Annotated in this window: 12 protein-coding genes; 5 read left to right on the top strand and 7 right to left on the bottom strand. The window is 70.5% G+C overall.

Annotated elements, in window-relative coordinates; genetic code table 11:
* Positions 1–19 precede the first annotated feature (19 nt).
* The 3 genes from ACOZ4I_RS16625 to ACOZ4I_RS16615 all read right to left on the bottom strand — a co-directional run bounded on the left by ACOZ4I_RS16625 (position 20) and on the right by ACOZ4I_RS16615 (position 4,395).
* Positions 20–1,330, bottom strand: coding sequence for an NADH:flavin oxidoreductase (locus ACOZ4I_RS16625; RefSeq protein WP_424001524.1), 1,311 nt, complete (start codon positions 1,328–1,330; stop codon positions 20–22).
* Positions 1,331–1,438: 108 nt separating this feature from the next.
* Positions 1,439–1,978 carry a KEOPS complex subunit Cgi121 gene (gene cgi121, locus ACOZ4I_RS16620; RefSeq protein WP_424001522.1) on the bottom strand — a complete coding sequence of 180 codons (540 nt, stop codon included), beginning with the start codon at positions 1,976–1,978 and terminating at the stop codon, positions 1,439–1,441.
* A complete protein-coding gene (locus tag ACOZ4I_RS16615) occupies positions 1,978–4,395 on the bottom strand; it encodes an ATP-dependent DNA helicase (protein ID WP_424001520.1) in 2,418 nt (805 codons plus the stop codon). Before ACOZ4I_RS16615 ends, cgi121 begins: the two co-directional genes overlap by 1 nt.
* A gap of 86 nt (positions 4,396–4,481) precedes the next feature.
* Between ACOZ4I_RS16615 and ACOZ4I_RS16610 the strand changes: the two genes are divergently transcribed.
* Both ACOZ4I_RS16610 and ACOZ4I_RS16605 read left to right on the top strand, forming a co-directional pair.
* A complete protein-coding gene (locus tag ACOZ4I_RS16610; RefSeq protein WP_424001518.1) occupies positions 4,482–5,801 on the top strand; it encodes a response regulator in 1,320 nt (439 codons plus the stop codon).
* Positions 5,802–5,835: 34 nt separating this feature from the next.
* Positions 5,836–6,081, top strand: a complete 246-nt coding sequence (locus ACOZ4I_RS16605) for a ferredoxin (protein WP_424001516.1) — start codon at positions 5,836–5,838, stop codon at positions 6,079–6,081.
* Here ACOZ4I_RS16605 and ACOZ4I_RS16600 read toward each other — a convergent pair.
* Positions 6,071–6,529 carry a MaoC/PaaZ C-terminal domain-containing protein gene (locus ACOZ4I_RS16600; RefSeq protein WP_424001514.1) on the bottom strand — a complete coding sequence of 153 codons (459 nt, stop codon included), beginning with the start codon at positions 6,527–6,529 and terminating at the stop codon, positions 6,071–6,073. The two genes, ACOZ4I_RS16605 and ACOZ4I_RS16600, sit on opposite strands and share 11 nt — an antisense overlap.
* A gap of 83 nt (positions 6,530–6,612) precedes the next feature.
* Between ACOZ4I_RS16600 and ACOZ4I_RS16595 the strand changes: the two genes are divergently transcribed.
* Positions 6,613–8,079, top strand: coding sequence for an MATE family efflux transporter (locus tag ACOZ4I_RS16595; RefSeq protein ID WP_424001512.1), 1,467 nt, complete (start codon positions 6,613–6,615; stop codon positions 8,077–8,079).
* A gap of 28 nt (positions 8,080–8,107) precedes the next feature.
* On the opposite strand, the gene ACOZ4I_RS16590 is transcribed toward ACOZ4I_RS16595, so the two are convergent.
* Positions 8,108–8,494 (bottom strand): Rid family hydrolase, encoded by a 387-nt coding sequence (locus tag ACOZ4I_RS16590; protein WP_424001510.1) that lies wholly within the window; start codon positions 8,492–8,494, stop codon positions 8,108–8,110.
* 72 nt (positions 8,495–8,566) lie between these two features.
* Between ACOZ4I_RS16590 and ACOZ4I_RS16585 the strand changes: the two genes are divergently transcribed.
* Both ACOZ4I_RS16585 and ACOZ4I_RS16580 read left to right on the top strand, forming a co-directional pair.
* The gene (locus ACOZ4I_RS16585; RefSeq protein WP_424001508.1) at positions 8,567–8,662 is read left to right on the top strand and encodes a hypothetical protein; all 96 of its coding nucleotides are present in this window, start codon (positions 8,567–8,569) and stop codon (positions 8,660–8,662) included.
* On the top strand, positions 8,663–9,448 hold the full coding sequence (locus ACOZ4I_RS16580; protein ID WP_424001506.1) for a DUF7089 family protein: 786 nt from the start codon (positions 8,663–8,665) through the stop codon (positions 9,446–9,448).
* 28 nt (positions 9,449–9,476) lie between these two features.
* On the opposite strand, the gene ACOZ4I_RS16575 is transcribed toward ACOZ4I_RS16580, so the two are convergent.
* Together ACOZ4I_RS16575 and ACOZ4I_RS16570 are read right to left on the bottom strand one after the other, a co-directional pair.
* The gene (locus ACOZ4I_RS16575; RefSeq protein WP_424001504.1) at positions 9,477–10,604 is read right to left on the bottom strand and encodes an ORC1-type DNA replication protein; all 1,128 of its coding nucleotides are present in this window, start codon (positions 10,602–10,604) and stop codon (positions 9,477–9,479) included.
* A 103-nt stretch (positions 10,605–10,707) separates the two neighbouring features.
* Positions 10,708–12,696 (bottom strand): MutS-related protein, encoded by a 1,989-nt coding sequence (locus ACOZ4I_RS16570; protein ID WP_424001502.1) that lies wholly within the window; start codon positions 12,694–12,696, stop codon positions 10,708–10,710.
* Positions 12,697–12,755 lie beyond the last annotated feature (59 nt).

The following is a 12,755-nucleotide window of genomic DNA, read 5'->3' as shown; positions in this document are numbered from 1 at the left end:
TGATGAGTCTTTCCGCGGCTCAGTCCGGGCGGTCATACGCGCCATCCCGCCGGAGTCGAGCCTGTTCGCGGACGACCGACGGCGTCCGACAGCGCCCCGGCTCGCCGGTGACCTGCGGCACGGTGCAGTTGTTACAGCTCGCACACAGCGCGTCTTCGCCGGCCAGCAACCGCGTGCCGAGGCGCGGTTCGGCGTAGAACGGCCGCGCCATCCCGACCATGTCCGCCGCCGGCGTCGCCTCGGCTCCCGCCGCCCCGAGGTACCGGTCGCAGTCGTCGCGCGTCCGAAGTCCGCCCTCCAGCAGGACCGGCACGTCGACGCGCTCGCGGACCGCGCGGCAGAACGCGGCGTTCCACCCCGGGTCGCGGTCGAACCGGCGCGCCTGCAACCGGTTCAGAGCCTCGACCGCCCGCGCACGCACGCGACTCCCGAACACCGCGGCGTAGTCGTCCTGTAAGTCGTCGGCCGCCCAGGCCCGCTCGGGAAAGGCTCCGCGAACGATGCTCATGTCCCAGAACGTCGACACCTCGACCGGGACGAGTCCGTCGTAGCCGATTTCTGCCGCCCGCTCGGCGATTGCGACCCCCTCCTCGCGAGTGAGGTGCCTTCGAACGAAACTCGGTGCAGCGGTCTCTGCTGGGACTTTCGTCACCAGCGGCACGTCCCCGGCGTGGTCGCGGACGGCGTCGTGGACGGCTTCGAGGAACCGGACGCCGTCGCCGAACTCGTCGTCCCGGCGGTTGTAGAACGGCGAGAGGAACTGCTGAATCAGGCTCATGTTCGCCGCCGAGAGATGGATGCCGTCGTAGCCCGCGTCGACGGCGTAGCCGGCACAGCGACCGAACTGCTCCGCCAGACCCCACACTTCCTCGGTCGAGAGCACGTCCGGCTGCAGCGAGACGAGGCCAGCCCGGTCGAGCGCCCGGAGCTGCCAGGGCGGGCGACTGACGGCCAGCTGCCGCTGGTCGGGGTGGCGTCGGCGGTACTCGGCGTGCCACGTCGCCATGCTCCGGAGGCCGCCGTGGGCCAACTGGACGAAAATCCGGCCGCCGTGGTCGTGGATCGCGCCGGTGAGCCGGGAGAGCCGCGAGACGAACGTCGGGTCGTGGACCCGCGTCATGTTCGGCGCGGCACAGCCGCCGCGTTCGCTGACGACGCTCGCGCCCTGGAAAATCAGCCCGACGCCGGAGGCCGCCGTCGGCTCCAGTTCGTCGATCAGCGTCTCGACGGCCCCCTCGCCGTTCCCCGCACACTCCAGGACCGGGGCACGGTAGAGCCGGTTCGGCACCTCGACGCCGCCGATGTCGAGCGGCGCGTCGAGCGTTGTCACGACTGGCCGCGCTCGTCGACCGCCACGTCGGTCAGTGATCGCGTCGTCGATGCGAACTGCTGCAGGACCATGCGCGACAATACCATGGCGACGCCCAAAACGCTACCGTCACTTCTCGACCGGCAGGAGCGCGACGCGCTCGCGGACGGCGTCGGCGAGGTCACCGGCCGTCGCGTCGAGTTCCGAATCGGTCACGTCGAAGAACTCCCGAACCAGCGCCGTGTCGTACTCGCCCAGCGTCGAACCGGGTTCGAGCCGGTCGCGGACCGCGGCGGCCGCGGCCCCGGTCGCGCCGTCCTCGGCTTCTTCGCCGTAATTGCCTACGTGCAAACCCTCGTCGATTCCGGGGACGACCGCCACGACGACGGGGCACTCGCCCTCGCTCACGCCCATCTCCAGGGCGCGGTTGATCTGCCGGCGGCCGGCCGCGTACAGCAGGATCTCGACGCCGAAGTCCTCGGCGATGGCGTCCTCGCGGGCGTATGCTCGGGCCGCGAGTTCGGCCGCGAGTTCGAGGTGCGCACGGTCGACGACGTAGCGGGCGTCGAAGGCCTGTACGGTGACGCCGTGGCGCTCGCCGACCGCACCGAGCGCGGCGACGAACGACCCCACGTCCTCGATTTCGGCCACGCCCTCGACGGCCCGCATCAGAAATCACCCAGGCTGGACTGGTCGTCGGCGGTCTCGCTCTCGTCTCCCCCGCCGCGGTCGTCCCCGTCGTCGACGTCGACGGACACGTCGGGCGCTGGCTCGACACCCTCCATCGAGGGGTTCCGGTGGCCGGCGTTCTCGAGGACGTTCTCGGCCGTCTTCCGCCGCCCCCGGAGCGCGGCCAGCACGACCGACTTCTCGGCGTCCCGGAGGGCCGCCCGGTCGTCGATGCCGGCCTCGAACAGCCGTCGGGCGCGCTTGCGGCCGACGCCGCGGACGCCGGCGAGGTCGACCAGTTCCTCGCGGACGCCGTGTTCGACGCGGATGCGCGCCTCGCTGACGGCCCGCGCTGCGTCGAGGCCGACCTCGCTCGCCAGCGACTCCGCCGCTCCGAGCAGCCACTGGGCCGTCTCGACCTTCCCGCGGATGTCGCCCGGGCCGACGCCGTAGCGGTCCGTGATGGTCGACTCGTCCACCTCCGTCGCCCAGTCTTCGAGCAGCCGCGCGGTCTTCAGCGCCGAGAGCCAGTCCTCGAAGCGCCCCTCCTCGTACTCGGAGGGCGTCGGCCCGAGCAGTTCGGCCTCGCGCTCGAACAGTTCCATCTCGTAGTCCTCGCGCTCGCCGGACCGGAGGTACAGCTGGTACATGTCCGGCGTGCGCGAGACGAGGTGATAGAGACCGAGCGCCGAGATGTCGTCGGGATCGGCGTCGGCCGCCGCCTCCGCCTCCTCGGCCAGGTCGCTCGCCGTCGTGAAGCCGCTCTCCGTGGGAGGCTCCGCCTCGTCGCCGGCTGCCGCCGCCGACCGGCCGCCGCGTCGCTCCCAGTCCCGGAGGCCGTCGACGATCTCGGCGGCGCTCATCGGGTCGAGGTACAGGCGCGAGACGGTGTGGCCCAGCGACGTGGCGTCAAGCTCACCCCCTTCGATTTCGAGAAAGCCGTTGCGCTGGAGGTACGTCAGCACGTCGTCGACGACGCGCTCCAGCCGTCCGCTCTCGTCGGTCTGGCTCGCGTACAGCGTCTGTTCGAGGAACTCCAGCAGGCCCGACCGCGAGCGGGCGAAGCCGGAGGCGACGGTCGCGAGGATGTGCGTCCGTAGCGCCGGCTCGGCGGCGAGTTTCGACCGGACCGGCTCCGGGTCGGCCCAGACGTAGCGCTCGAACAGCTCGTCGACCTCGTCGTGGCTGTTGGCGATGAGGACTGCCTCGCCGTAGGGGTCCATCCCCGGCCGGCCGGCCCGCCCCATCATCTGGTGGACCTCCAGCACCGACAGCGGGGCCATCCCACCGGCCGAGCCGTCGTAGCGCCGCCAGTCGCGGACGACGACGCGCCGCGAAGGGGTGTTGACGCCGGCCGCGAGCGTCGGCGTCGCACAGACGACCTTCACCAGCCGGTCGCGGAAGGCGTCTTCGACCAGTTCTCGGTGGCCCCGCGAGAGGCCGGCGTGGTGGAACGCGGCCCCGTCGGCGACGGCGTCCGCGAGGTCGTCGCTGGTCTCCGTGTCGCTCACGTCGCGAATCTCCTCGGCGACGTCGGCCAGCCGCTCGCGCTCCTCGCCGGAGAGGTGCGGGCGGACGGTACTCGCCAGCCGTCCGGCGGCCGCCTCGGCGTTGCGCCGGGAGTTGACGAACACGAGCGTCGATCCCCCTTCCTCGACGACGGTGCCGTCCTCGTCGACTTCGTCGGTGAGCGTGTCGCGGACGATCGCCGCGGTCGGCTTCTCGTTGTTGCGGACCGAGAGGCGCTGCTGGCTGCCGTCCTCCAGGTGGAGCGCCTGCCCGTAGTGGACCCCCTTCTGGAGGTCGATGGGTCGCCAGTCCGAGTCGACGAGTTCGGCGTCGAGCCAGGTCGCCAGCGCCCCGGCGTTGCCGATGGTCGCCGACAGCGCGACGGTCTGTAAGTCGGGGTTGAGCCGCCGGAGCTTCGCCAGCGTCACCTCCAGCGTCGGTCCGCGCTGCCCGTCGTCGACGAGGTGGACCTCGTCGGTGACGACGCAGGTGAGGTCCTCGATCCACGGCGCGTCGTTGCGCACGAGCGAGTCCACCTTCTCGCTGGTCGCGACGACGATGTCCTTGTCGGCGAGCCAGCCGCCCTCGGACTCGTAGTTGCCCGTGGAGACGCCCACGTCGAGGCCGTACTGCTCGAACTCCTCGAAGTCGGACTGCTTCTCGCTGGCCAGCGCCCGCAGCGGCACGATGTAGAGGGCTTTGCCGCCGCGAGCGACCGACGACAGCATCGCGAGCTCGGCGATCAGCGTCTTTCCGCTGGCGGTCGGAATGGCGGCGACGAGGTTCTGACCCTCGGTGACGCCCGCCTCGACGGCCTCGGCCTGCGGCGGGTACAGTTCCTCGATACCGTCCGCGCGCAGGTGCTCGGGCAGCCAGTCCGGCACGCCTGACAGGTCCGCGACGTCCATTACCCCTCGGTTCGGTCCTGTCCCGATTTAAACTGTCGCACTGTCGCGGCCGCAATCGATATGAGGACATACTCGTATACTGATCTATGAGATCTGGGCCCGAACGGCGAGGGGGACGGGCCGGGTCGACCGACGAGGGACCTGATTCGGTTCGTGTGCTACTCGTCGACGACCAGCTGGACGTCGCCGAGACGACGGCTCTGCACCTGGAGCGTCGCCGCGACGCCTTCGAGGTGCTCGTCGAGACGGGCGGTCCGGCGGCGCTCGATCGACTCGAATCGTCGGCCGTCGACTGTATCGTCAGCGACTACGAGATGCCGTCGATGGACGGGCTGGCGCTCCTGCGGGAGGTATCGTCTCGTGACGAGTCGGTCCCGTTCATCCTCTTCACCGGCAAGGGCAGCGAGGAGATTGCGAGCGAGGCGATTTCAACCGGTGTTACCGACTACCTCCAGAAGCGGGCGACCGCCGACCAGTACGACGTGCTGGCGAACCGCATCGAACACGCGGTCGCCCGACGGCGTTCCGAGCGCGCACACGCGGAGACGGAACTCCGCTACCGGCACCTCGTCGACACCTCTCCCGACGGGATACTGGTCCATCGGGACGGCGAGATGCTGTACGCCAACCAGACGCTCTACGAGTTCGCCGGCATCGACGACCCCGCGACCGGCTACGAGATCGATCCGCTGTCGTACGTCCACCCGGACGACCGCGAGCGCGTCCGGGAGCGACTGGAGACGCGTCCGCGGGCGACCGGCGAGAACGGCTGGCTCAGCTGGCGGCTCCAGCGGCCCGACGGCGAGGTTCGCTACGTGGAGAGCCGTGGCGCACCGATCGAGTTCGCCGGCCGGCCCGCCACGCAGGTCGTCGTCCGCGACGTGACCGCTCACCGGGAACACGAGCGGCGACTGGAGTCGCTCAACGCGGCGACGCGGGATCTCTTTCTCCTCGACTCCCGGGAGGCCGTCGCCGATCGGGCGCTCGCCGTGGTCGAGGAGATCCTCGACGAACCGATCGCCAGCGTCTGGGCGTACGACCCGTCCACGGAGTCGCTGGTCACCATCGCTGCGACCGACGGCGCGCTCGACCTGATCGCGGCCGATACGGGTATCGACGTCGCCCCCGATGCGGCGTTCGATACCATCCGGGAGATGGCGTTCCCGTCGGACTCCCTCGAGATGCGCGTGTTCCGCGAGGGCGAACCGCGCGTGTTCGAAGACTACGGCGACCGCGACGACGCCGTCGTCGAGAGCATCCGCTCGGCGTTTCTCTTCCCGCTCGAATCCCACGGCATGCTCGGTGTCGCCTCGACGGCGGGGACGGACTTCGAGGGCTGGAAGCGCGACCTGCTCGACGTCCTCTGTCGGTCGCTCGTCGCCGCGCTCGACCGTCTCTACGAGTGAGAAGGCCTTTGGCCGCGACCGGCAAAGAGGCGGTATGCGAGTCGAGTACGACTACGACACCTGCATCGGGATGTTCCAGTGTGTCGCCGAGTGGGACGCCTTCGAACGCGACGAGGACGCCGGCAAGGCCGTCCTGGCCGACAGCGAGGAGCGCGAGGACCAACTGTTCGTCCGCGAGGTCCCCGACGGCGCGGAACTGGACGCGAAGTTCGCCGCCCGGGCCTGTCCGGTCGACGCCATCGCCGTCTACGACGACGACGACGAACAGCTCATCCCCTGATAATTCCCTCGACGGTCGCTTCGAGAACGACCTCGGCGGCGGCCGAATCGTCGCCGTCGGCCAGCGCGTTCGCCTCTTCGTTCCTATCTCCGTCCGCCGATTCGGTGCGCTGACCCACGCGGCGAACCGTCACGTCGCCGGCGACGCTCGCTCCGCCGTCGGGACGCGGTTCGGCGGCCGTTATCGTCATCTCGCAGACGACAGTCTCGCCGGTGTAGACGGGTCTGCGGAACTGGAACTCCATCCGCGAGGCGAGCACTTCGAGGTCGCCGCCGATGCTCGTCAGCAGCGACGCCGTGAGCAACCCCTGGACCATCCGGCGGCCCCGCTCGTCCGACTCGGTGTGGCGGGGCTGGTCGTCCCCGGTGACCGCGGCGAACCGGTCCACGTCCGCGGGCGTGAACGTGCGTCGCTCGGTGACGGTCTCGCCGGCCTCGACGGGGAGCACGTGTGGCCTGTCACCGCACACCGAGAAAAGTCCACGGGACGACCCCGAAACCCACAGGGGGCTGGGGCCCGGAGCGCGTACCGATGTCGGACAGTGGCCCGCTCCGCCGCCTCCTGACCGCCGTCCCCGCGATGCTCGCGAGCGCCGGCCTCGTCGACCGCGAGAAGGCGACCGCCGCGACCGACCTCGCCGCCCCGGTGATGGTCACGGGCGGCCTCCGCGTCCTCCTGCGCCTCGCCGACTTCCTGATGGTCGGCCTGGCGCTCGGCGACGCCGCCATCGCCGGCCTCGAACTCGGCTTTCAGTACTACTTCCTCGGCTTCGGCCTCTCGCTTGCCGTCTCCTCGGGGACGATCAGCGTCGTCTCTCGCCTCCAGGGTGCCGGCGAGTCGGCGCGAGCGGATCTCGCCGTCAAGCAGTCGCTGTGGCTCGCCGTCCTCATTTCCGCGCCGCTCTCCGTGGTCTCCTGGCAGTACCCCGAACTGCTGGTCGGCCTGCTCACCGACGACGCCGAGACGATCCGCCTCGGCGGGACGTACCTCGCCATCGTCATGCTGTCGCTCGCGCCGCGGTTCTGGAGCATGGTCGCCTCGCGCGCGCTCGCCGGGAGCGCGGACACGAAGACGCCGATGTACGTCCGCCTGCTCACCCTCCCGACGAACGTCGCGCTCAACGCCGTCCTCATCTTCGGCCTCGGGCCGTTCCCGGAACTGGGCATCGCTGGCGCGGCGTGGGGAACGGCCGTCGCCAACACGCTCGCGGCCGCCATCTTCCTCGCTCTGCTCCTGTCCGGCCGGTACGTCGTCACGCTCTCACTCGGCGGCCCGCAGTTCGACGCCGGCCTCGTCCGCGAGATCGTCCGCGTCGCCCTGCCGCTGTCCGGGATGCGCCTGCTCCAGACGTTCGCTCGCTTCCCGTTCCTGTTCGTCCTCGGCACGCTCGGGACGCCGACGGTCGCGGCCTACGCCATCGGCCGCCGGGTCATGCTGCTCGCGCTGATGCCGGCGTGGGGCTATGCGACCGCCGCGTCGACGCTGGTCGGCCAGTCGCTCGGGGCCGGGGACGACGACGAGGCGACCGCCTACGGCTGGCAGACGCTCCGGGTGGCGCTGGCCGTCCAGCTCGTCGCGGCGGTGGTGCTCGTCGCCTTCGCCCGCCCGATCGTCTCCCTGTTCGGGACTGCCTACCCCGACCTGGCGGCGCAGTTCGTCCGCGTCTTCGGCCTGCTCGTCGCCGGCTTCTCGATCTCGCGGACGATGCGCGGGAGCCTGCGCGGGGCCGGCGACACGCGGTGGCCGCTCTATGGCACGTTCGTCGGCGGCTACTGCTACCGCCTCCCCGTCGCCGCGCTCGCCCTGCCGCCGACGGTCGTCGTGACGATTCCCCTGGTCGGCCTCTCGTTCTCGCCGGGACTCGGACTTGGCCTCCCGGCCGTCTTCGCGGCGCTCGTCGGCGACTTCTACCTGAAGGCGGCGGTCAACACGGGCCGCTTCTGGTCCGGTCGGTGGCGCACCGTCGCCCGTCGGGGCATCGGGGCGGCCGACGACTAGCCGGAAGCGGCTGTCCGCTGTCGCCCGCTCACTCGACCTGTGCGACAGCCTCGACTTCCACGACGGCCTCGGGCGCTGCCAGTCCGCTCACCTCGACCATCGTCGCGACGGGCCGCACGTCGGCGAAGAACTCGCTGTGGGCCTCGCCGACCCGCTCCTGATCGGCGATGTCGGTGACGTACAGCCGCGTCTGGACCACGTCCGCTATCGCCGCGTCGAGGTCGGCGAGCGCGTCGGCAACGATGCCGAAGGCGTGTTTCGTCTGCTCGTAGGCGTCCCCGGGCGCGACCACGGCCCCGCCGTCGTCCATGGCGATGGTTCCGGCCACGCGGACGGTGTCGCCCGCCCGGACCGCACGCGAGTAGCCGACCTGCTCCTCCCAGTCCGTCCCGGTCGAGACGCGAGCTCGATCCATACGTCGAGGCCCTCGCGGCGAGCGCAAAGGCGTTTCTCAAGATTTAACACCTGCCACGAGATACCTCCTCACATGAGCACGGCCACGAAAATCGTTCTCGGGACCATCGGCGCGTCTGCACTGCTCTCGATCGCTATCGTCCTCAACCTCGTCATGTTCTCGGCGTAGATGTTCACGGAGCGCCGGCTGACCGGCGAGTGCGCGGCGGTACGGGACGCCTACGCCCCCGACGCGCTCGTCCTGAACTGCGACCGCGACTTCGAGACGCTCGATCCGGCGGTCGCCGAGGAACTCCTGCTCGTGACCGACAGCGTCGACCCGATCTCCTACGACGGCGACTGGCTCCCGCCGTCGGCCCCCGAACTGCTCCGGCGCTACGCCGGCGGCGACCTCACCGTCGGGATGCCCGGCGACGGCGGCGTCGCCTGGACCCGCCAGACGACACCGCCCTGTGTATTCGTCAAGCCGCGCCTGGAGACCTCTCCGGACCCGTTCGTCTCGTTTCTGCTCGCCGAGGCCCTCGTCGAGGTCGGACTCGACGAACCCGAGCACTTCCTGGGCTTCTTCGGCGAGCGCTACCGCGACCTCGTCAGCGCCACCGACGACCGCCTCGACGCGACCGACCAGTACCAGCTCGCGGCGGCGCTGTACGACGCCTACCTCGGTCTCCAGACCCGCCGCGAGTTCGCGGACTGGGCCGACGACTACCCCGACCTCCACGCGGCGTGGGCCGACGCCGGCGAGCGGCTGACGCCCCGGCTCGACGACCTGCCGGCCGAGATGGCACAGGGCCGGACGGCGTTCGCCGCAGCCGCCGAACTCGCCTGTAGTGGAGTCAAACACGGCCTCGACCTGCCCGCGCCGTTCGCCGCGCTCGACACCGACGCGTACCTGCAGTACGGGGCCGACTACGCCGTCCAGTGGGCCGAGACGACCTTCGAGAAGATGGCGTGACTCCGCGGATACGTTTTGATACGCTGTATTACAGCCGCTCCAGCACGGCGTCCGCGTCGTAGTTGAGCGTCAGTTCCCGCGAGCGACCGCGGCCCTCGACGTTGGTGTAGTCGGCGTCGATGATGTCCAGCTGGTCGAGCTTGTTGATGATCTCCGAGTAGCGGGTGTAGCCCAGATCCGTCTGCTCGGTGAACGCCTCGTAGATGTCGCCGGCGCGCTGGCCGTCGTGGTCGGCGATGACCTCGACCAGCGACGCCTCGGACTCCGAGAGCTCGCGCAGTCGCCGCGAGAGGTGGACGTACTTCGACTTGTCGTAGGCCGCCTCCACGTCCTCCAGTTCGACCGAGCGGGAGGCGCGCATCTCGGCGTTCATCCCGGCCCGCCGCAGGAGGTCGATGCCGACGCGGAGGTCGCCGCCCTGCTCCGCGGTCAGTTCGGCCACGCGGTCGAGCACCGTCGGGCCGACGACGCCCTCGTTGAAGCCCCGGTCGACCCGCTCGTCGAGAATGTCGACGATCTCGGCCTGCCCGTACTTGTTGAAGTACACCTCTTCCGGGCGGAACACCGACTGGACGCGCGTGTCCAGCGCGTCGATCACGTCGAGGTCGAGGTCCGAGGAGACGCAGATGACGCCGATCTTCGCGCCGGAGTGGGCCTCGTGGGCGCGCAGCAGCGAGTACAGCGTGTCGCTGGCCTCGTTCTCGTAGAAGAGGTAGTTCACGTCGTCGAGCGCGACGACCAGCACCTCGTCTTCCTCGACCAGCTTGTCCGTGATCTGGGAGAACAGCTTCTTGAAGGAGATGCCCGAGGCCGGCGGCTCGTACTCGAATATCTCGGCGAACAGCCGCGAGAAGACGGCGTAGCGCGTCGAGTCCATCTGGCAGTTCACCCGCACGGCCTTGACCTCGGTCTGTGCGGTTAGCTCGTCGAACATGATCTGCGTGGCCGTCGTCTTGCCCGTCCCCGGCGGCCCGCGGGCGATGACGTTGAGCGGCCGCGAGCCGCGGACGGCCGGCCGGAGCGCGTACTTCAGCGTCTCCATCTGCGTGTCCCGGTGTTTGAACGTCTCCGGGAGCCAGTCGATCTCGAAGACGTGTTCGTCCCGAAAGACGGACTCGTCCCAGCCGAGCATCCGGTCCTCGGGATCGTCGCTCATCACTTTCACCGAGCTTCGCAGCGCACTTAACCATTTGCCACGGCTCAGCCAGACGTGACAGCCGGACGACTCGATTTCCAGCCGCTGCCGTGGCCGCAGTCGCCTAGTCGAACTTCGAGAGCAGGTCGCCGTAGAAGCCGTCGTCGCTCCCGTCGTCCTCGGCCAGCTTCTCCACGATGAGCTCCGGCGTCGAGCGGGCGAGCTTGCCCTTGACCGGCGAGCGGTTCACCCGGAGTTCGCCGTCGACCAGCCCTTCTGCCTCGATGCCGTCGATAGCGAGGTCGGCGTCGGCCGCGTCGCGGATGTCCTCGGCGAGGTGGGAGACGAAGACGGCCGTCGCCTCGCGCTCGGTCAGCGATTCGAGGATGCCGGCGACGATGGTCGCCGCCGCGCCGGGCTCCGTGATGGACTCGAGTTCGTCGACCAGCACCATCACCGGCCGGTCGGCGCTCACGTCGGTCACGAGGCCGCCGAACTCCCGGAGCGTCGCCTCGAACGCGCCGGCGTCAAGCGTCCCCTGCGTCTTGGCGTGGTAGTGCAGTTCCGAGACGCGGCCGACGCGGGCGGCGTCCGCGGGGACGGGCAGGCCCATGTGCGCGAGCGTCGTCACCAGCGCGACGAGGTCGAGCGTCGAGGTCTTCCCGCCGCTGTTGACCCCGGAGAGGACGGTCACGCCGTCGACGGCGTAGTCGACCGGCTCGACGGCCTCGAAGGGCACGTCCAGCAGCGGCGAGCGCCCGCCCTCGATAGCGAATCCCCCGTCGTCGGTCAGCTCCGGCATCGTACAGTCGAAGTCGGCGGCGAAGCGAGCCACCGCGAGTTCCACGTCGAGTTCGAGCGCCGCGTCCACGAGCGTCTCTGCGTCCGTGCGCATCTCTGCGAGGTCGTCCGCGAGACCCCGCTTTCGCCGTGTCGCGCGCCGGTCGCGCGCCGCGGTCAGCTCCTCTCGGAGCCGGCTGACGACGCTCTCGTCGCGCTCGACCGGATACGTGGGTTCGTCGGGGAACGCCCGCCGTGCCGTCGCCTCGGTGTCGCGCAGTTCGAGCGCGTCCACGAGGTGGTCGCGGGCTTTCTCGACGGCGGCGGCGTACTCGTCGGCGAGTTCGCGCTGCAGGAGCGAGTCGACGCCCGCGCCCCGCTCGACCAGCGACAGCAGGTCCGTCCCCTCGATGGTCACGTCCTGCTCCTCGATGGCCTCCCGGAGGTGGTCGTTGGCGACGCTCTCGGCGGTCGACACCGCCGCGTCGAGGTCGTCGACCGCGGTGGCGAGGCGGTCGAGTTCGTCGTCGCCGCGGACGCTCCCGTCGTCGTCGAGCTGGTCGAGCGCCGACAGGAGCGCATCGAGGTCACAGGGCGCGTCGAGGCCGGCGACGCGGTGGACCTCGGCGGCGGCCCGGATCCGGTCGCGGTTGCGCGCGAAGAACGTCAGCACCCGCTCGGGGACGACCGACGCCGGCTCCGCCAGCGCGTCCGGCTCGACGCGCACGTCGCCGTCCACGTCGACGCCGGCGAAGGCCTCGTCCAGCGCGACGACGGTCGAGTACGAGCGGGCGAGCTCGGCCAGCTGACGGGCGTCGTCGACGACCTCGACGCTGACCTCGGGGATGGCCGCCTGCGCGTCGGCGTAGCGCTCGGCGTCCCGCGTCGCCAGACACCGGTCGCGGACGCGCACGTCGCCGGGCTCGGCGAGCGGTTCGACGGATTCCAGCGCCTCGGCGACAGCCTCGTCGGGGTCGCGCTCCATCGCCGCCTCGGCGAACGCCCGGACCTCCTCGATGCGGCTCCGGACGCCGCTGGGGTAGATCGTCTCCAGGCGCTTGGCGGCGTAGTCGGTGACCGTCCGCTCGGTGAGCAGGCCGAGGGCGGCCTCGTGAATCTCTCTCGCTCGGCTCGTCGCGGCGAACCCGCCGGGGTCGTCGTGCTCGGCGCGGATCGCACCCCGGGCGATTCGGGCAGCCCGCCCCTCGCTGATTCCCGGTGCGCGAGCGAGCGAGGCCACGTCGCCGTCGCGCAGCGCCCCCTCCGGGTCGTCCAGTTCCCGGAGCGCCGCGGCCGTCTTCGCCCCGACGCCCGGGACCGATTCGAGCTCCATCTGCCCGCTCATTCGACGCCAGCGAGAAAAAACCCGTCGCCGCCGTCGCGGCCGCCGCC

Source organism: Haloarcula salina (assembly GCF_049603855.1).
Lineage (GTDB): Archaea > Halobacteriota > Halobacteria > Halobacteriales > Haloarculaceae > Haloarcula > Haloarcula salina_A.
This window is presented reverse-complemented; position numbering and strand designations above follow the sequence as displayed.